17 protein-coding genes are annotated in these 18,273 nt (G+C 61.8%); 8 read left to right on the forward strand and 9 right to left on the reverse strand.

Annotated features, from left to right (window positions below; all coding sequences use genetic code 11):
• Window positions 1–14: 14 nt before the first annotated feature.
• The 8 genes from BBX35_RS09810 to BBX35_RS09835 all read right to left on the reverse strand — a co-directional run bounded on the left by BBX35_RS09810 (window position 15) and on the right by BBX35_RS09835 (window position 7,037).
• On the reverse strand, window positions 15–1,325 hold the full coding sequence (locus BBX35_RS09810; protein WP_067219170.1) for an APC family permease: 1,311 nt from the start codon (window positions 1,323–1,325) through the stop codon (window positions 15–17).
• Window positions 1,322–1,996: a TVP38/TMEM64 family protein gene (locus tag BBX35_RS09815; protein WP_067219173.1), complete on the reverse strand. Its 675-nt coding sequence runs from the start codon at window positions 1,994–1,996 to the stop codon at window positions 1,322–1,324. Before BBX35_RS09815 ends, BBX35_RS09810 begins: the two co-directional genes overlap by 4 nt.
• A gap of 1 nt (window position 1,997) precedes the next feature.
• Window positions 1,998–2,384 (reverse strand): DUF302 domain-containing protein, encoded by a 387-nt coding sequence (locus BBX35_RS09820; RefSeq protein ID WP_067219176.1) that lies wholly within the window; start codon window positions 2,382–2,384, stop codon window positions 1,998–2,000.
• 16 nt (window positions 2,385–2,400) lie between these two features.
• On the reverse strand, window positions 2,401–2,526 hold the full coding sequence (locus BBX35_RS23990) for a hypothetical protein (protein ID WP_256431521.1): 126 nt from the start codon (window positions 2,524–2,526) through the stop codon (window positions 2,401–2,403).
• A 126-nt stretch (window positions 2,527–2,652) separates the two neighbouring features.
• The gene (locus BBX35_RS09825; protein WP_067219180.1) at window positions 2,653–4,206 is read right to left on the reverse strand and encodes a multicopper oxidase family protein; all 1,554 of its coding nucleotides are present in this window, start codon (window positions 4,204–4,206) and stop codon (window positions 2,653–2,655) included.
• Window positions 4,207–4,278: 72 nt separating this feature from the next.
• Window positions 4,279–4,641: a hypothetical protein gene (locus BBX35_RS22830; protein WP_208979810.1), complete on the reverse strand. Its 363-nt coding sequence runs from the start codon at window positions 4,639–4,641 to the stop codon at window positions 4,279–4,281.
• A 579-nt stretch (window positions 4,642–5,220) separates the two neighbouring features.
• On the reverse strand, window positions 5,221–5,637 hold the full coding sequence (locus tag BBX35_RS23640; protein ID WP_171901421.1) for an integrase core domain-containing protein: 417 nt from the start codon (window positions 5,635–5,637) through the stop codon (window positions 5,221–5,223).
• A gap of 593 nt (window positions 5,638–6,230) precedes the next feature.
• Window positions 6,231–7,037, reverse strand: a complete 807-nt coding sequence (locus tag BBX35_RS09835) for a ferritin-like domain-containing protein (protein ID WP_244271602.1) — start codon at window positions 7,035–7,037, stop codon at window positions 6,231–6,233.
• 245 nt (window positions 7,038–7,282) lie between these two features.
• Here BBX35_RS09835 and BBX35_RS09840 point away from each other — a divergent pair, with 245 nt between their 5' ends.
• The 8 genes from BBX35_RS09840 (at window position 7,283) to BBX35_RS22845 (ending at window position 16,689) form a co-directional block, all read left to right on the forward strand.
• Window positions 7,283–9,598, forward strand: coding sequence for a 4Fe-4S binding protein (locus BBX35_RS09840; RefSeq protein ID WP_067219186.1), 2,316 nt, complete (start codon window positions 7,283–7,285; stop codon window positions 9,596–9,598).
• 18 nt (window positions 9,599–9,616) lie between these two features.
• Window positions 9,617–11,533, forward strand: a complete 1,917-nt coding sequence (nosZ, locus tag BBX35_RS09845; protein ID WP_067219189.1) for a TAT-dependent nitrous-oxide reductase — start codon at window positions 9,617–9,619, stop codon at window positions 11,531–11,533.
• Complete coding sequence (locus BBX35_RS09850; RefSeq protein WP_067219192.1) at window positions 11,533–12,903, forward strand: nitrous oxide reductase family maturation protein NosD; 1,371 nt, start codon at window positions 11,533–11,535, stop codon at window positions 12,901–12,903. The genes nosZ and BBX35_RS09850 overlap by 1 nt, the downstream gene beginning before the upstream one ends.
• Window positions 12,903–13,820 carry an ABC transporter ATP-binding protein gene (locus BBX35_RS09855; RefSeq protein WP_067219958.1) on the forward strand — a complete coding sequence of 306 codons (918 nt, stop codon included), beginning with the start codon at window positions 12,903–12,905 and terminating at the stop codon, window positions 13,818–13,820. Before BBX35_RS09850 ends, BBX35_RS09855 begins: the two co-directional genes overlap by 1 nt.
• Window positions 13,817–14,644 (forward strand): ABC transporter permease, encoded by an 828-nt coding sequence (locus tag BBX35_RS09860; RefSeq protein WP_067219194.1) that lies wholly within the window; start codon window positions 13,817–13,819, stop codon window positions 14,642–14,644. Before BBX35_RS09855 ends, BBX35_RS09860 begins: the two co-directional genes overlap by 4 nt.
• Complete coding sequence (locus BBX35_RS09865) at window positions 14,641–15,168, forward strand: nitrous oxide reductase accessory protein NosL (RefSeq protein WP_067219197.1); 528 nt, start codon at window positions 14,641–14,643, stop codon at window positions 15,166–15,168. The genes BBX35_RS09860 and BBX35_RS09865 overlap by 4 nt, the downstream gene beginning before the upstream one ends.
• Before the next feature lie 9 nt (window positions 15,169–15,177).
• Entirely contained in the window at window positions 15,178–16,173 is a 996-nt protein-coding gene (locus BBX35_RS09870) for an FAD:protein FMN transferase (protein ID WP_067219200.1), read from the forward strand.
• A 210-nt stretch (window positions 16,174–16,383) separates the two neighbouring features.
• Entirely contained in the window at window positions 16,384–16,689 is a 306-nt protein-coding gene (locus BBX35_RS22845; protein ID WP_083206177.1) for a DUF2249 domain-containing protein, read from the forward strand.
• 297 nt (window positions 16,690–16,986) lie between these two features.
• Here BBX35_RS22845 and BBX35_RS09880 read toward each other — a convergent pair whose 3' ends face one another.
• The gene (locus BBX35_RS09880) at window positions 16,987–18,219 is read right to left on the reverse strand and encodes an NnrS family protein (RefSeq protein WP_067219205.1); all 1,233 of its coding nucleotides are present in this window, start codon (window positions 18,217–18,219) and stop codon (window positions 16,987–16,989) included.
• Between the last annotated feature and the right edge of the window lie 54 nt (window positions 18,220–18,273).

An 18,273-nucleotide genomic window follows, 5' to 3' on the forward strand; every position in this document is an offset into this window, starting at 1 on the left:
GCTCAAGCTCTTTCTCAGTGATGGTCGTGATCGACTTTGGGAGCAGGATTGCGCGCGAGGAAAACCCCCACGAACAGGAACACCAGCGCCATGCCGATGATGCCGACCACGACGATGAGCGGGTCCGATTGCCACTTCATCGCGGCGAAGGCGGCCAGCACCACGGCATCAAGTGCGATGGCCGTCAGCAACACCCAGCCTTGTGCGCCGATTTCCTCGCGCAGATGCCGGAACACGCCGAAGTGGATGATCATGTCCATCACCAGATAGAAGAAGGCCCCGAGCGAGGCGATGCGGCTGAGGTCGAAGAAGACCGTCAGGAAGCCCGCGATCACGACGGTGTAGACGAGCGTGTGGTCCTTGATAGTGCCCGGCATCCCGAAATGGCTGTGCGGGATCATCTTCATGTCGGTCAGCATCGCCAGCATCCGCGAGACCGCGAACACGCTGGCGATCAGACCCGAGGCAGTGGCCACCAGCGCCAGCGCCACCGTCAGGTAGAAGCCGGTCTGCCCGAGGGCGGGCTGGGCCGCTTCAGCCAGCGCATAGTCCTTCGCCGCCACGATGCGGTCGAGCGGCAGGCTGGAGCCGACGGCGAAGGCGACCAGCAGATAGACGACGACGCAGATGGCGATCGACAGGACGATGGCCCGGCCCACATTGCGGTGCGGGTCGGTGACCTCGGCGCCGCTGTTGGTGATGGTCGTGAACCCCTTGAAGGCGAGGATGGACAGCGCGAGCGACGCGACGAACCCGCTTGCGCTAGAATCTCCGGCCGACGCCTCGAACGAGATGCCGCTGGCCCACAGACCGGCCGCCCCGAACAGCGCGATGCCGCCCACCTTGAGAACAGCCATAACGATGGACAACAGCCCGACCGACCGGCTGCCCGAGACGTTCACGAGCCAGGCGAGGACGATCAGCCCGACGCCGAGGATTGGCACCAGCACGCTATCCGGATCGCCGCCAAATGCCCGCAGCGTGTAGGTGCCGAACGTGCGCGCGACGAGGCTTTCGTTGATGACCATCGACAGCGCCATCAGGAGGGCGGCGCCCGCCGCGACCGTCGTCGGCCCGTACGCTTTCTTCAGGATCATCCCGATGCCGCCCGCAGAGGGATAGGCGTTCGACATCTTGATGTAGGTATAGGCGCTGAACGCGGTCACGATGGCGCCCACGACGAACGAGAGCGGGAAGAGCGGCCCGGCAAGCTCGGCGATCTGTCCGGTGAGCGCGAAGATGCCCGCGCCGATCATCACACCCGTTCCCATGGCCACCGCGCCAGGAAGGGTAATGCTGTTCTTCTCGTAATCGCTTTTCGTCATGGATTTTCCTTTTCCGGCCTTCTGCGCATCGCCACCCAGAGCAGCGGCAAGCCCGTCACAAGGCCGAGGCCGAGAACTGCCCAAGTCGCCCGGCCGAGGTCTCCGCTCACTGCTTCCCCGCCGAAATGGGCGAGCAGGAAGCTTGCCGGGACAATGCCGGCCAGTGTCGCGACGGCGAACCGCCAGGCGTGCAGACGGCTGAGCCCGGCCGCATAGCTGATCATGTCGAAGGATACGAAGGGCATCAGGCGGCTGGCAAAGACCGTCGCCGTCAACGCGGTCTGCGACCCGAAGAGCCCGGCATCGACGCGGTCACCGAATACGCGCCGCAGGACATCATGCCCCAGAACCCGCGCGAGGCCGAATGCGATCAGCGCGCCGAGTTCCGCGCCGATCACGATCTGCACCGTCCCCCACAGATGCCCGTAGGCAGCTCCCGCCGCCAACGCGATGGGCGCGCTCGGGATCGGGCTGGCCACGACCGCGAGGGTCATGAGCGTAACGATCAGGACCGGCCCCCAGAGACCCGCGCGCGCGACAAGCATCTCCAGGCGCTCGCCGTCCATCAGGCCGCGCAGATCGGCGAACACCGACGGCGCGAACTGCCAGACACCGAGCATGGCGATCCCGAGGATCGCCATGCCTGCGAGGATGATTGCGCGCAGGCTCATCTCAGATCGCCGCGACGGCCTTCGCCAGAAGGCCGCGCACCTCACCCGCGACCGCCGTCAGTTCGGCGTTCTCGATCGCCTGCATCGATGCCACCGGGTCGATCGCGCTGACTTCCACGCCGCCCTCGACTTCGCGCAGGATCACGTTGCAGGGCAGCATCGCGCCCACACGCGGCTCGATCCCGATAGCCTGATGCGCCATCTTCGGATTGCAGGCGCCGAGGATGCGATAGGCCGGCATCTCGGCATCGAGCTTCTTCTTCATCGTCGCCTTGACGTCGATCTCGGTCAGGACACCGAAGCCATGGTCCGCCAGCGCCTTGCGCGTGCGGGCGTCGACATCGTCGATACCGGTGTCCGGGATCATGCGATTGATTGTGTAAGCCATTGAGAAGTCCTTTCTCTTATTTTCGAAGATATTTGATCAGCGCCGCTATGGCCAAAACCACCAGCGCGAGGATCAGCAGGCCGAAGAGCCAGCCAAATCCCATTCCGAAACCCATTCCGGAGCCCATGTCGTTCCAGTTCATCATCTCATCCTCCTGATTTTCACCCGTAGGGTACGCCTTTTGACCGGCCCTCACGACAACATGGGGCAGGACAGCTGGGGTCGGTTCCGGCACGTCGGGGCGCCCTGTCCGGACGCCCCACCCGGGTCAGGCTGATGCCGTGACCGCGAACTCGGTCATCATGCCGGTCGCAAGGTGCGGCATGTGATGGCAATGCAGCATCCAGCGCGCAGCCTCGCCGGCGTCGAGGGCGACATCGACCATCGCCATCGGCGGCACGTGAACCGTGTCGCGCAGGGCCCCGGCGACGCGGCGCCCGTTCAGGCCGACGACCTGGAACACATGCCCGTGCAGATGTATCGGGTGGGCCATCATCGACATGTTGTGGAACGACAGAACGACCCGCTCGCCGCTGCGCGCGATGATCGGCTGGTGCTGGCCCCAGACCGCTCCGTTGATCGTCCAGACATAGGGCTGCATCGAGCCGCCCAGCATCAGAACATGGCTGCGGTCCACAGGGCGATCCGGCAAGGCATCCAGCGCAATGAGGCGCGCCTCCTGCGCAAAATCGGTGTCGAAAGCGGGTGCTTCGGACTCCGCCATGGCATCCAGGCGCCGGACCTCGGCACCCCGCGAGGCAAGGATCAGGCCGGTGCGCTCCCGCGCGCCTTCGCGCAGGGCGAGGATCGGCCAGGCGCCACCTTCGTTCGGCAGGTCGATCTCGATATCCAGCCGCTGGCCCATCGCCAGCCCGAACCGCGTGCCCGGGACAGGCTGGACGGCGTGCCCGTCCACCGCGACCAGTCGCGCCTCTACTCCACCGGTTTCGATCCAGAACACCGTCGCCGCGGCGGCATTGATGACCCGAAGCCGGATGCGCCCGCCATGCTCGACTTGCACCACCTCGGGGTCCGACAGGGTCCGGTCGTTGGCGAGATAGGCGTCCCAGTCGTAATCGTTCAGGTCCATGGCCATGCCGCCCATCTGGCGGCCCATGCCCATCATCCCGCCCATTCCCGGCATGTTGCCCATCGGCATGCCGCCCATGGCGCCGCGCCCCATGGCACCATGATTCATGCCCTGCATCGCCCCCATGCCTCCCATGGGAGCGCCTTGATCGGGCACTGCACCGGCACCGTGGCCTGCGCCGTGTCCGCCGCCCTGGCCACCGCTGATCTCCGCCAGAACCTCCTCGGGGGCCTTGAAGGAGAAATCATGCAGGAACATCACGACCTCCTGCCGGTCGGCGGCGACGTCCTCGGCCGAGCGCACGATCAGCGGGGCGGCGAGCAACTGCATCTCCTGAACCGGCACATGGCCGTGCATCCAGTGGGTGCCCGGCCGCGCCTCGAAATCATAGGATCGAGTCTCGCCCGCCGCGAGTAGCGGCATCGGCATGTCGGGCACACCATCCTGAGCATTTGGCGGAATCTGGCCGTGCCAGTGGATTATCGTGCCCACGTCGAGATCGTTGGTCAGATCGACACGGAACTTCTGGCCGGGGTCGAGGACAAGCCCCTGACCGCCGGGACCGGCAAGACCGAAGACCGTGGCCGCGCGCCCGTTAATGTCGAGCGTCCGGGTTGCAGCGGAGAGGCTGATTGGGGCCACGGTCTGCGCGAAGGCAAGACGGGGCATATGTGCCGCACCAATGGCGGCAGCACTTGCGGCGAGAAAGCCGCGTCGCGACAGGGTGTTCATGGTCGTCTCCTCGGGACATCCGTCCCGTTCATCAATGCCGATGGGACGCCGCGGGCGTCGGCCCCGGCGCGATCAGAGGAGACGGAACTTGGGAGGTCGTTCGTTCAGTCCTGGTGGATGGCCGACGTGGCTTGCCTCGAACGGGAAGTCATGGCTGACGGGGCCGTAGGCGTGTCCGGATTCTCCGACTGGCGATGTCAGGAAGGCCGAAAGACCCGCGCAGACAAACTCGCACATCCCGGCATCGGCCGATCCACAGTGATGTTCACCTTCACAAACCGGCTGGGCAAGGCCGGGAGAGTGCATCATCTCGCCGACATGGATCGCGTGCTCCGGACTGAATTTGATGCTCATGCGCGCCGCATGCGCGGAGGTCACCGTCGTCACCACGGTGATCGCGAATATGGCCAGCATGGTGACGAGACGTGCGAACATGCTTTAGAGATAGGTATTGCTCACGACAATGTCCATTGGATCGAGCCACTGGTGACTGCCGGCCGTGGTCAGCGGAGTGTACATTTATGCTGCCAGAAGCCGAGAGAACAATCGGAGCCTGTAGCGTATTTCCGGTAGGTGTGGGGATTGGCGGTATCGGTCCTCCGCTACCAGTTATTTCTTTTATCTATATGATTTATTTATGAAATAATTTATCTTTGCGCTGCGGTTAGTTTTTTGAATGTGTTCTGTATTGAGCAAGACAGTAATTTCTAACGGAAATTTCGCTCGGGGGTTCAACTCGGAGCGCTACCATTGCAGTGCGCCGTGCGGCGCCTCTCTTATTCCCGGTAGGGAAATCTGATTTGATTCGTGGTGGCGGTCTGAAGAACTGCTTGTACAGGGCGCCATTAATTAAATGGATCTGTGTGATGCAGGTATTGACGGATGGAGGGCTGCGCTCAGAGCTGTTGTCCTGCTTTAGTTAATACACGAAACCTTCGCCGATAACGCTCGGTCTGGTCTGAAGTCATGGTAATGCAAATAAAAACTCCGCGTCCGGCTAGGTGTGGAATCTGATCAGGTTGTTCCGGCGAGGGCCTGAGCGGGTGATCGTCGGCCGAAGCTAGCATGAGGTCGCTGATGGTTATACCAGGCGAGCCATCTTGGCAGGTCGGCGGCTCGGCTGTCGGATGAGCGGTAGGGGATTGCGTAGGCCCATTCTCGCATGAGGATCTGGATGAAGCGATCGGCCTTGCCGTTGGTTCTGGGCGTGTAGGGCCTTGTGCGGATGTGACGGATGCCGAGCATCCTCAGCGCCTTGTGGAAGAGCTTGGCGACGTAGCCGGAGCCCTTGTCGGTCATCACCCGCTTGCCCCTGATGCCACGCGCCCGGAACCAGCGCAGCGCGCAGATCAGGAAGCCGGTGGTGGATTGACGCCGCTCGTCTGGCAGCACGTCGACGTAGGCGAGCTTGGTGGCGTCGTCGATCGCCACATGGAAGAAGTCGTAGCCGACGTAGGCACTGGCCTCGGGGCGGTTGCCGGTGATGCGGTGGCCGACCCGCTCGAAGCGGGCGAGCTTCTTGATGCCGAGGTGCAGGAGCCCGCCGCTGGTAGCGGAAGACCGGCGCCGGCGTCTCCAGGCTCTTCAGAGGGCTTATTCCGCGCCGCTTCAGCCAGGCCGCCACGGTGGAGCGTGAAAGTTTGAGCTTAGCGGCGATCTCCTCGGCGGTGAGCCGATACTCGCGCCGCAGCTTCTCCATCAGGTCGATCCAGGGATCCAGCGTGCGGTTGGCCACCGAGCGCGGCCGGGAAGAGCGGTTCTCCAGCCCCGCCGCCCCTTCCTTGCGGGAGCGCCCCAGCTATTTGCGCGCCGTGCGCTCGCTCACCCCGAAACCGGCCGCCACTTCAGCAACCGGCCGGCCCTCCTCGACAATCCGTCTCACCATCTCCGCTCGACCGAGCGGCGCCATCCGGCATTCTGATGCGGGTTGTTCATCCTCGCGGTCCCCAGTGAATCGTGTCGCAACGACCACTCTCAGACCGTCAGTTCGGATGTACAACCTCCTCGGACTCCACACCTAGGTCTTATTGCAGCACTTCCCTTAGTGCTGAACGGCATGCGACCAGTTGGCCGGCAAAAGCTTGAGCCCGTGTCCGCTCCACTTCGCGCGGTAGGCGTTCGGCATAGTCCAGGTAGCAATCGAGCAGCAGTTCACACAGCGGTACCGCGCGTCCAAAAACATCGTGTGAAACGCCATTTCCCACCAGCGGCGATATGTCGAATTGTCCATCGGCCAGCATGGCCGCCCGCTCGCGAGCCTCCTCGATTGCGATGCCTAAATTGGAGCTATCGCAACCCTGCTGACGGCCAACCAAAGATTGCAGCAGATCCGAGAGGCGGAGCTCGAGTTCCGGCAACGAAATCGTCCTGGAATGTGTCCTTTGAGCCCGCTCGGCATGAAAGGCGCGACGTCGCTCTGCGCGTAAGGTGGATAGGTGCCCAAGCTCCTCGCGCGCCATCTGCTCGGCCGCCAGACGCAAGTCGCTGCGGTCTGTCTGTGCCGCGACATAGGTCCAGAAGAGAAAAGCCCGCTCTTCATTGCGCACTGCCATGGAGAATGATCTGTACGCTCCCATCAATTCGGGGGCGATGGTACTTGCGCCTTCATCGTCGAACGTATCTGCCGGTTCCCATTGCAGATCCGCGAGATCCGGCTTGGTGCCGTGGATCCGTTCCGACCAGTTCACCACGTTGTGAAGGTGTTGAGCTTCTTCTTGGGCGAGTTGCTCGAAGACCGGAACCAAGTCCGCTCGTCCTTCCCGCTGCATCCGCTTGGCGAGGTCGGCGTAATTATCGCAAGCTTCCTGTTCCATGTGGTAGGCGATGGCCAACAGCTCCTCCATCGTCTTCACTTCCGCGAAAGGTTCTGATCTCAGTAACATCACAGCAGCCTCCCTAGCATGGCAACCACCCAAACGTCTCCCGTCAGCCATATCATCCCGTCCGCTCCGGAGCTTGTCATGGATCAAAGACGGTCCCCTTGAAGTAGCACATGAAAAGGGTAGGGTTACAACTTCGCACTGCTGACGCATCGTTGGCAGCAGGCTCCGGTTGTTCCGAAGAGGGCTGCAGAAACATGCACTGGATCCAATTGGGAGCCCGCTATTCCAACCCGTCAAGGGTCCTGCTACTCGCCCTGTTGAAGGTGATGGGTCTTTTGTTGCTCGTCGCATGTCTGCCGTTCGAAGCGGGCGCTGCCGGTCGTCTTGAGCAGTTTCTGCCCAAGGTGCAGCCTGGCGAGCTGTTTGCCGGCGCTGACCGGTTCGGCAAGATCGAAGGCGATCCTCCTATGGCCTCCGTGTTTCGTGGCCAGGACCTTGTCGGACATGTCTATCTGAACTCCGACGTCACCAGCGCCATCGGCTATTCAGGCAAGCCCATCCACATTCTCGTTGGCATCGACGAAGCGGGCGTTATCCATGGCCTGAAGATGGTGGACCATCAGGAGCCGATCGTTCTGATCGGCATCCCTGAGGAGAAGGTTGTCGCGTCGCTCAATACGCTCATCGGACAGGACCTCGGGCGCGTCTCGGCCGGGGCAGTCCGACCGCCACAGGTTGATATCGTCAGCGGCGCCACGGTGACCGTACTGGTGATGGGGGACAGCGTCGTGCGATCTGCCGTGCGTCTGATCCGCGGCAATCGGCTTGGAGCGGCGCAGGCGCAGGTCACAGCGCCGACCGAGACCCGGGCCGTCGATCTCACCAGAAGCGAACTGCGCGACTGGCACACGCTCGTCGGCGACGGGTCCGTGCGAGTCCTGCGACTGTCGGTGGGGGAGGTGAGCGAGGCATTCCGCGAGATTGGCCGTCCGGAAGCTGCGGAGCGACCCGAGACGCGCGATCCTCGAGATCAGTTCATCGAACTCTACATTGCCCCTGTCAGCGTACCGACGATCGGCCGCAGCCTGTTGGGGGATGTTCAGTACGAACGGCTGGTCCAGCGGCTGAAGCCGGGCCAGCAGGCCATTGTGGTGGCGGGTGACGGTGCCTATTCGTTCAAGGGCTCCGGCTACGTCCGCGGCGGCATCTTCGATCGCATCGAGCTTCTGCAGAGCGGCCAGGGTATCCGCTTCCGCGACCGCAACCACACCCGCTTAGGAGATCTGGCGGCAGAAGGCGCCCCGCGGTTGCGCGAGATCGCCCTCTTCGTCGTGCCGGAGGATTTCGATTTCGACGTGACCGAGCCTTGGGAGCTTCAGCTTTTGGTGCAGCGAAGCATAGGTGCGCGCGACAAGGCGACGCTGTCCTATGAACTCGGTTACACGCTGCCCGACCCGTATGTGACGGTGACGAAGGTACCCGCTATGTCCAGGGCGGCGGCGAGCGAGCAGGTCGCAAAGCCGGTGCCCGCGGTCCTCGACACCGCCACCGATGCGCTTCTGGCCTCGGACGAGGAGCCACTGTGGCAGCGCATCTGGAAGATGAATACGATTTCGATAGCCATCACCGTCGTGGCGCTGCTGATCCTGACCGCGATCTTCTTCTTCCAGGACTGGCTGGTCCGCCGTCCGGTACTTTTCGGTTGGATCCGGCGCGGCTATCTCGTCTTCACCCTGTTCTGGCTGGGCTGGTACGCCAATGCACAGTTGTCCGTGGTCAACGTGCTCACCTTCACAAATGCCCTTGTCTCCGACTTTAGCTGGGAGTTCTTCCTGTCCGCCCCGCTGATCTTCATCCTTTGGGCGGCGGTGGCGGCCGGGTTGCTGTTCTGGGGCCGTGGTCCGTTCTGTGGCTGGCTTTGCCCCTTTGGCGCCCTGCAGGAGCTCACCAACAACATCGCCCAATGGCTGAAGGTGCCGCAGATCAAGGTTCCCTTCGGCCTGCATGAGCGGCTCTGGCCGATCAAATATGTCATTTTCCTCGGTCTTTTCGGCCTGTCCTTCTATTCGGTGGCGATGGCCGAGATGGTGGCCGAGGTGGAGCCCTTCAAGACGGCCATCATTTTGAAGTTCGTTCGCGACTGGCCTTTCGTCGTCTTCGCCGTCGCGCTTCTCGTCGCGGGTCTGTTCATCGAGCGGTTCTACTGCCGCTACTTGTGCCCGCTCGGCGCCGCCTTGGCGATACCCGGGCGCATCCGGATGTTCGAATGGCTCAAGCGCTGGCCGGAATGTGGCTCGCCCTGCCAGCGCTGCGCGAAGGAATGCCCGGTGCAGTCCATCCATCCCGAGGGGCAGATCAACGTCAACGAATGCATCTACTGCATGAACTGCCAGGAACTTTATCACGACGACCACCGCTGCCCGCACATGATCCAGGTTCGGTTGAAGCGCGAGAAGTTCATGGCCCTTTCCTCGCCCGCATCACGGGGCGAGGGGCCCGCAAAAACGGTCATTTCACACAAGGGAAACCGGATCGCAAAGCCGGATACGGCGACGCGACCCACCACCTGAAGACAGAAGGAGTTAGTCATGAGGTCGGACGAAAAGAAAAACGGCATGAACCGGCGGCAACTGCTTGGCACAACGGCTGTGGTGGCAGCAGGTGCGACGGGCGTGGCCGGCGGCCTCACGATTTCGGCGGGCGCGATTCCGCCGGCCGCCGCGCAAGCAGCTGGCGACAATGCCTATGAGGTCAAGCCGGGTGAACTCGACGAGTACTATGTTTTCTTTTCCAGTGGCCAGACGGGCGAGATCCGGGTCGTCGGTGCGCCGTCGATGCGCGAAATGATGCGCATTCCGGTTTTCAATCGCGACAGTGCGACAGGCTGGGGGCAGACGAACGAAAGCCGGAAGATTCTGACCGAGGGCCTGCTTCCGGAAACCAGGGAATTTCTCAAGGATAAAGGTGGTATTTACCTCAACGGCGACCTGCATCACCCGCACCCATCCTTCACCGACGGCACCTATGACGGCCGGTACCTCTATGCCAACGACAAGGCCAATACCCGCGTCTGCCGCATCCGTCTCGACGTGATGAAATGTGACAAGATCATTCAGTTGCCGAACCAGCACACTGTGCACGGGTTGCGGGTACAGAAGTATCCGAAGACCGGCTACGTCTTCTGCAACGGCGAGGACCGCGTGCCTATCCCTAATGACGGCACGACGATGGACGACAGAAGTAGCTACCACGCCATCTTCACCGCCGTTGACGGTGAGACGATGGAGGTCGCCTGGCAGGTCATGGTCGATGGCAATCTTGACAATGTCGATGCCGACTATCAAGGCAAGTATGCCTTTGCCACCTGCTACAACTCCGAGGAGGGGGTGAACCTCGCCGAGATGATGGCGAACGAGCAGGACTGGATCGTCATCTTCAACCTGGCTCGTATCGAGGAGGCTGTGGCCAAAGGCGACTACCAGGAGCTTAATGGCGTTCCGGTCGTCGATGGCCGCAAGGGGTCGCCATATACGCGTTATGTTCCGGTACCGAACAGTCCACACGGGATCAACACCGCGCCGGACGGCATCCATGTGGTGGCGAACGGCAAACTTTCGCCGACGGTCACCGTGTTTGACGTCCGCAAGTTCGACGATCTCTTCGAGGACAAGATCGACCCGCGGGATACGGTCGTCGCCGAGCCGGAACTGGGCCTCGGGCCGTTGCACACCGCGTATGACGGCCGCGGCAACGCCTACACGACCTTGTTCATCGACAGCCAGATTTGCAAATGGAACATCGAGGACGCCAAACGTGCGTATGCCGGCGAACAGGCCGACCCGATCCGGCAGAAGCTGGATGTTCACTATCAGCCCGGCCACAATCACACCTCCATGGGGCAGACCAAGGAGGCGGATGGCAAATGGCTGATCTCGCTGAACAAGTTCTCGAAAGACCGCTATCTCAACGTAGGGCCGCTCAAGCCGGAAAACGACCAGCTCATCGACATTTCCGGCGATGAGATGGTGCTTGTGCACGACAACCCGACCTTTGCCGAGCCGCACGACGCGACGCTCGTGCACCGCTCCAAGATCAATCCGGTCCATGTCTGGAGCCGCGATGATCCGTTCTTTGCGGACGCGGTTGCGCAAGCCGAGGCCGATGGCATCGATCTCATGGCGGATTCTGAAGTCATTCGGGATGGCAACAAGGTGCGGGTCTACATGACGTCGGTCGCGCCGGCGTTCGGTCTCGAGCAGTTCACGGTCAAACAAGGCGATGAAGTCACGGTTTATGTGACAAATATCGATGAAGTTGAAGATCTGACGCATGGATTTTCCATAATAAACTATGGAATCAACATGGAGGTGGCGCCGCAAGCGACGGCATCGGTGACGTTCGTTGCCAGCAAGCCGGGTGTTTACTGGTACTATTGTTCATGGTTTTGCCATGCTATGCACATGGAAATGAAGGGGCGCATGCTTGTTGAGCCTCAGGGCGCCTGATGTTCTATCGCGGCGTATTGACAATCGGGGTGGCGGCGTTTGTCGCCATTCCGGCTCTTCCGTCCTGGGGAGCGACTGTTCGCGTGGCTGCCGAGATCGCGCCGCTTCAGGCGGCAATCGACCGTGCGGTTCCCGGTGATATCATCGCGCTCAAGAAGGGTGAGCACCAGGGGCCGATCACGATCGACAAGACGCTGACACTCGAAGGAGAGCCGGGTGCTGTGATCATCGGTAATGACAAGGGCAGCGTCATTACGGTGGAGGCTCCGCAAACTGTCATCCGTGGTTTGCAGATAAAAGGCTCCGGAAAGAACCTGTTCGATATGGATTCCGGCGTCTTCCTCGCCCAAACGGCAAGGGGAGCGCGCGTCGAGGACAACGCCATCCTCGGTAATCTCGTCGGCGTCTATATCCACGGAGCCGAGGACTCGCTGGTTAAAGGTAATCGAATCGTCGGCTTGCGCGAGGGGCGCACCAGTGAAGCCGGAGATGGCGTCTCCGTATGGAACGCGTCAGGCGCACAGGTTGTCGACAACGAGATCAGCTATGGCCGGGACGGCATTTTTACGAAAACAAGCAAACAAAACGTTTTCAAGGGGAATACGCTGAAGAGCGTTCGTTTTGGTATTCACTATATGTACACTAATAATAGTGAGATAAGCCAAAACGTTTCCCTGGGGAATACAGTGGGTTATGCGATCATGTTTTCTGACAGGTTGCAAGTCACGGGTAATGTTTCTGACGGCGACCGCGACCACGGTCTGTTGCTGAACTACGCCAACGGGTCAACGATATCCGGAAATATCGTACGTGGCCGGGAACTTCCGATCCAGAGATGGACGGCGGCGGCGAGAATCGGCGGGGTTCATGGTCTTCCTAGCGAGCCTCAGGCCACCCGCAGCGCGCCTGGCGGCATGCGGCTCGGTCCGGAAAAATGCGTATTTATCTACAATGCGAACCGCAACCAGTTGAGCGGCAACTGGTTCGAGGGCTGCGCCATCGGCATCCATTTCACGGCCGGATCGGAAAGCAATGCGATGACCGACAATGCCTTCATCGGCAACAGGCACCAGGTCAAATATGTCGGCACACGGCATCTTGATTGGTCAGTCAAGGGCCGGGGGAATTACTGGAGCGACAACCCGGCCTTCGATCTCGATGGTGACGGGATCAGTGATAGCCCCTACCGTCCGAACGACATCATCGACAGGGTGTTGTGGACCGCCCCGCAGGCGAAGGTTCTCGTGAACAGCCCCGCGGTCCAGGTAATCCGCTGGGCACAGGCACAATTCCCGGCTCTCCTGCCCGGTGGCGTTGTTGACAGCCGGCCGCTGATGACGCCCCCAAGACCGATGCGGATGGAGCAATGATGGTCGAGACGATCCAAGCGTCGGGCGTTGCCAAGTCCTACGGTGCCGTGCAGGCGGTGCGGGAGCTCTCCTGTGTGTTTCGCGAAGGCGAGACCATCGCGCTCGTTGGTCACAATGGCGCCGGCAAGACGACGCTCATCAAGCTGATGCTTGGCCTGGTGAAGCCGACCGCCGGCATGGTCCGGGTCCTTGGCGAAGATCCGGCGGCCGGACAATTCGAAGCGCGGCGCAGGCTCGGCTATCTTCCAGAAAACGTTTCCTTCAACATGGCGTTGACGGGCCGCGAGACCCTTTCCTTCTACGCCCGGTTGAAGCGCGTGCCCGTGGAGACGACCGGAGCGCTGCTTGAGCGGGTGGGGCTGGCGGCTGCGGCCGACCGTCGCGTGGGCACCTATTCCAAGGGGATGCGCCAGCGGTTGGGACTGTCGCAGGCGCTTCTGGGGCAGCCGCGAGTGTTGCTGCTGGACGAGCCAACCACCGGCCTCGATCCGGCATTGCGCCGCAGCTTTTATGACATCGTCGCGGACCTGCGCGCCGGCGGCGCGACCGTGCTGCTGTCCTCCCATGCGCTGACCGAGCTGGAAGGCAGGGCGGACCGCGTCGTGATCGTCGACCGGGGCGTCAAGATCGCCGACGGAACGCTCGACGATCTCCGGCGCATCGCCCCTCTGCCGACACGCATCCGCCTCACGCTGACCGGCGAGCCCGTTTCCGCAACCGACGATTGGGCCCGCGCCGGCGGTTGGCGACGGGTCAACGGACGCCAGCTGGAGATCGACGCGGAACCGGGGGAGAAGGTCGGGGTGCTGCGCCGGGTCGCCGAGCAGGGCGCTCCCGTTGCCGACTTCGACGTGATGCCGCCGACGCTGGACGAGTTGTACGCGCATTTCCTTGAGGCGCGGGAGAGAAACGAATGACAAACGTCTTCATTATCGCCCGCAAGGAAATCCAGGAGGGGCTGCGCAACCGCTGGGTCCTCGCCACGACGCTGCTTCTGGCCGCGCTGGCCCTGACGCTGACCTTTCTCGGCAGCGCCCCGACCGGGAATGTCGGAGCCAGCGCGTTGGACGTCGTCATCGTCAGCCTGTCGAGCCTCTCGATCTTCCTCGTGCCGCTGATTGCTTTGCTGATTTCGCACGACGCCATCGTCGGGGAAATGGAGCGCGGCACCATGCTGCTGTTGCTCAGCTATCCGGTCGGGCGCTGGCAGGTGATCGCAGGCAAGTTTGCCGGCCATCTGGCCATCCTCGCCTTCGCCACCTTGCTTGGCTACGGTGCCGCTGCTGTTGCGCTGGCGGCGAGTGGCGCGGATATTGATCGAAGCAGCTTTGGCGCTTTCGCCTCGATGGTCCTGTCGTCGATGCTGCTCGGTGCCGTTTTTATCGCCATCGGCTACCTCGTCAGCACGCTGGTTCGAGAGCGCGGCACGGCTGGCGGCATTGCGGTTGGAGTGTGGCTGCTCTACGTGCTCATCTATGATATGGCGCTTCTGGGCCTGCTGGTTGTCGATCAGGGCCGCATCATCAGCGGTGGCGTGCTCAATGCTCTGCTTCTCGCCAATCCGACGGATGCGTACCGGCTGTTGAACCTGGGGGCCGGCAATATTAGTGCCCTGTCAGGCATGGGCGGCGTCGCGGAAAATATGGCGCTTTCACCGGGCGTGCTGATCGGCGCCTTGCTTCTCTGGGTAGCGGTACCACTGTCCGCTGCTGCTCTGGCTTTTTCCAGGAGGGAACTGTGAGACACCTGTGGTTCTTGGTTATCTCACTGGCAGCCCTGATCCTGGCAGGATGCAGCGAAGAGGCGCCCCCGGGGATGCCGAAACCCTTTGCGCTCACAGAGGAAGCCATGGGACGCTATTGCGGGATGAATGTGCTCGAGCATGCCGGTCCGAAGGGACAGATCATTCTCGGCCCTGAGCCGATATGGTTCTCCTCGGCTCGCGATGCTGTTGCCTTTACCATGCTGCCCGAGGAACCCAAGAACTACTCCGCCATTTATGTGTCGGACATGTCGAAGGCGCCGAGTTGGGACAACCCCGGCGCGGAAAACTGGATCGACGCGCGGACGGCCTTCTACGTGATCGGAAGTTCAGCTCAAGGTGGGATGGGAGCGGCCGAGACGGTGCCGTTCTCTACCAAGGAAATGGCTGATCAGTTTGCGCAAGCGAATGGAGGTCAGGTGGTGACGTTCGAGAACATTCCCGTCGACTACGTGCTTGGCTCCGATCACACGGGGGCATCTGGGACACGGTCAGAAGAATAGGGGCATGCCATGGGTGTCATGAACCGCCGTCGCTTTATTTCTATCACCGCCGCGGCCGCAGGATGCGGCCTTACCTTGTCGGGCGCCATTGCCGCAGTTCCCAGTCAGGAAGCGGTGAACTGGCGCGGGCGGGCGCTTGGTGCTTTGGCATCCCTTCGCATCTACCATCCAGATCGAGCCATCGCCGAACGGCTTGTTCGACAAGTGATTAGGGAAGTCGACAGGCTTGAGGAGATCTTCAGTCTTTATCGTGCCGAGTCCGCACTTTCGCAATTGAATCGGATGGGAGCATTGGTCGCTCCTCCGTCGGACATGGTCGCTGTTCTTGAAACGTGCCGGAACGTCTGGGAACTGACTGACGGCGCATTTGATCCGACGGTTCAGCCATTATGGACGGTGCTGGCGAGGCATTTTTCCGATCCAGATGCCGACAGGTCTGATCCTGCACCGGCCGATATCCGCGGTGCTCTCGAACTGGTCGGGTTCGACAAGGTGAAATTCGACCTCAACCGTATCGCGCTTAGCAGGCGCGGGATGGCTCTGACCTTCAATGGCATAGCTCAAGGGTATATCACGGATCGGGCTGTTGAACTCTTGCGGCGCGGCGGGATCGAAAAAAGCATGGTCAATCTCGGTGAGATCCGAGTGACCGGAACGAAACCTGACGGTGGACCTTGGCGGGTCGCCATCGGGAACGATACTTTCCTTACGGACGGGCCGGAGATGCTGGAACTTGTCGACAAGGCAGTTGCCACATCGAGCGGGGCTGGCTTCAGTTTCGACTCTGCCGGCCGCTTCAACCATTTGATCGATCCGCGCAGTGGGGCGGGTTCGCATGGCAATAGACACGTTACCGTCGTTGCTCAGGATGCGATGCGAGCGGATGCTTATTCGACCGCCTTCAGCTTGATGCCCCGTGAAGACATCCGGACCGTGTTGCAGCGGGAGCACGATATTGAAGCTATAATTTCCGACGAGGGTGCTGGCATGGAGGCGCCTCGGTGAGCCGTGACATCTGGCTCAGACTGGCAGAAGCCATTCTTGTCTGGCTCCCGAAATCCTGAAGCCTACCAAGATGTGCCGGGGCAGAGCCGGTCAGTTCGCCCGGCGAGAGCCGCGTCAGAGCCTCGTCAGCCGAAGTTTGTTTCCCGACAAGGACGATCTCTCGCGCGCGCCATAGGATCATGGACATCCGCATCACTATCGGAGCGTGCCATGACTAATACACCGTACAATACCGACCAGCCTGTCGCTATCGTGGACCTGCGGTCGCTGCCAAGACCAGAACGTCACGTGTTGGTTTTCCGCCAGTATGACGCGCTGCATCCGGGCGAGTGTTTTGAACTGATCAATGATCACGATCCGCAGGGGCTGCTTTACCAGTTTCAGCAAGCTGTTCCCGGTCAGTTTTCCTGGACCTATCGTATCCCGGGCCCTGTCGACTGGCACGTTCTCGTCGGTAAGGAAGCACTGGAGGAGTCGCAAAGACGCGATGATTGTTGCGGAGGCGGATGTGGGTGAGACGAAATTGGGGCGCCGAATGGCGCTCTTTTCGTTTATTGCGTTTCATCTCTGTATCGTGGCAGTCTTCTAACGTCGTGATACTCTACACGATTAAACGCGGCCCAACGTTTTGCTGGCCTGTACGTTTTTCACCTACACAGGGTAGTGAGCCATTTCTCTTTTCTGTCTACTGGCGGATATCCGAGAGCATCAGTTGCATGGTCCTCTGAGTCTCATGATCCGGCCGTCGGATGGTCGGCCGAGTTGGCATTGAGGCAGGAAGGCCATGTTCGCCCTGCCGGCAAGCGTCTGGCGTCACGGGGAAGAGACTTGGCTCTGCCACCGGTTGGACTGGTCTGTGCCGCAGGTTGCAGGCTGGTTCTGGTCAGGCGCCCGAGATTGATCTGCAAGGGCAGGGCGCGTGACCAAGGGCCAGAAGGCTGCGGTCCAGATTAGAAATCCACCGCTCCAGGTGAGTGCCGCCAGCGCATGCGGCGGTGCGGGCAGCGGAACTCCGAGATCTGGAAGAACGCGGAGCAGAACCGAGGCGGTCAGAGCCATGGCGCCAAGGCGAACCGGCCACGAAAGTCCCAGCGGCCGGCCAGTATGCAGCAAGCCCGCGATGCAGAAGACCGCGAAGACGCCAAGCCCCAGCCCGCCCATCAGGGCGACATGCAGCCCCACGACCGCTGGCCAGGGCGCACCGAGCGCGGATGCTCCTGTTAGTATCAGGCCGGTCCCGGCAAAAGCGGAAGAGCCGGCCAGCATGAGGATCTCGGCCCGAGCCGCCTCTCGTCCGATGAAGGCTTCTGCGACGCGATCCAGGAAAGCGGCTCCCGCGGCCATGATGAGATATCCTCCCACCGCAGGCGAGACTTCGGCGGCATGTCCCGCAAGTGCGACCAGAAGGAGCCCCGGGGCGAGGTTCGCCCGACCGGGGTGGGGGCGGAACGGGGAGCTTCGTTCGCTCGGGTCGAGCACCAGGTTTGTCACCGGCACCGTGACCCGTGCCAGCGCGAGGCCTAGCAGACCGAGGAAGGTATAGCCCGCCAGATGGATGGTTGTGGTCGCGCGGTCGATGTCTGCCGTCAGGAACGCGAGGCGCGTCATCGCTAGGCAGCCGATCAGAACGGCCACCCAGAATGCAAATGCCAGCAGCCGGTCGGTTCGTCGTCGGATCGAGAGGGAGATGAGATAACCGAACATGGCCACCATCCAGGCAAGGTCGGCAAGCGCTCCGACGGCGCCCAGTCCGTCCCAGCCGAGGATTCCGACGAGACGCCCCGTGGTCCACAAACCGGCAAGTGTCCACAAGGATCGCCCACGCAGCGGCTCGGTATCGGTCCACTCCGGCACGGCGGTGGTGAGAAACCCGATCAGGGCTGCACCGAAGGCGCCGATGAGCATTTCGTGGGCATGCCAGAGCGAGGGCGGGACTGTGTGGGCAAGAGGCAGGTCGAAACCAAGCGCCAGCACCCAGAGCAGGGGGAATATCGCCGCATAGAGCGCGCCGAGCGGAAAGAACAGCCGGAAGCCTTCGTCGGACAAGATTCCGCTGCGGGATGTCGGCCGGATGCGGTTCGTCGGTGTCGCGGGAGCGCA

Source organism: Stappia indica (assembly GCF_001696535.1).
GTDB classification, from domain to species: domain Bacteria; phylum Pseudomonadota; class Alphaproteobacteria; order Rhizobiales; family Stappiaceae; genus Stappia; species Stappia indica.

Bases quoted from the DNA above. Each gene is read 5' to 3' on its own strand.
- BBX35_RS09815 (WP_067219173.1), bottom strand. From the start codon at position 1,996: ATGAGCCTGCGCGCAATCATCCTCGCAGGCATGGCGATCCTCGGGATC.
- BBX35_RS09855 (WP_067219958.1), top strand. From the start codon at position 12,903: ATGGTCGAGACGATCCAAGCGTCGGGCGTTGCCAAGTCCTACGGTGCC.
- BBX35_RS09870 (WP_067219200.1), top strand. From the start codon at position 15,178: ATGGGTGTCATGAACCGCCGTCGCTTTATTTCTATCACCGCCGCGGCC.
- BBX35_RS09820 (WP_067219176.1), bottom strand. From the start codon at position 2,384: ATGGCTTACACAATCAATCGCATGATCCCGGACACCGGTATCGACGAT.
- BBX35_RS09850 (WP_067219192.1), top strand. From the start codon at position 11,533: ATGTTCTATCGCGGCGTATTGACAATCGGGGTGGCGGCGTTTGTCGCC.
- BBX35_RS09825 (WP_067219180.1), bottom strand. From the start codon at position 4,206: ATGAACACCCTGTCGCGACGCGGCTTTCTCGCCGCAAGTGCTGCCGCC.
- BBX35_RS22845 (WP_083206177.1), top strand. From the start codon at position 16,384: ATGACTAATACACCGTACAATACCGACCAGCCTGTCGCTATCGTGGAC.
- BBX35_RS09810 (WP_067219170.1), bottom strand. From the start codon at position 1,325: ATGACGAAAAGCGATTACGAGAAGAACAGCATTACCCTTCCTGGCGCG.
- BBX35_RS23990 (WP_256431521.1), bottom strand. From the start codon at position 2,526: ATGAACTGGAACGACATGGGCTCCGGAATGGGTTTCGGAATGGGATTT.
- BBX35_RS09840 (WP_067219186.1), top strand. From the start codon at position 7,283: ATGCACTGGATCCAATTGGGAGCCCGCTATTCCAACCCGTCAAGGGTC.
- BBX35_RS22830 (WP_208979810.1), bottom strand. From the start codon at position 4,641: ATGTTCGCACGTCTCGTCACCATGCTGGCCATATTCGCGATCACCGTG.
- BBX35_RS09860 (WP_067219194.1), top strand. From the start codon at position 13,817: ATGACAAACGTCTTCATTATCGCCCGCAAGGAAATCCAGGAGGGGCTG.
- nosZ (WP_067219189.1), top strand. From the start codon at position 9,617: ATGAGGTCGGACGAAAAGAAAAACGGCATGAACCGGCGGCAACTGCTT.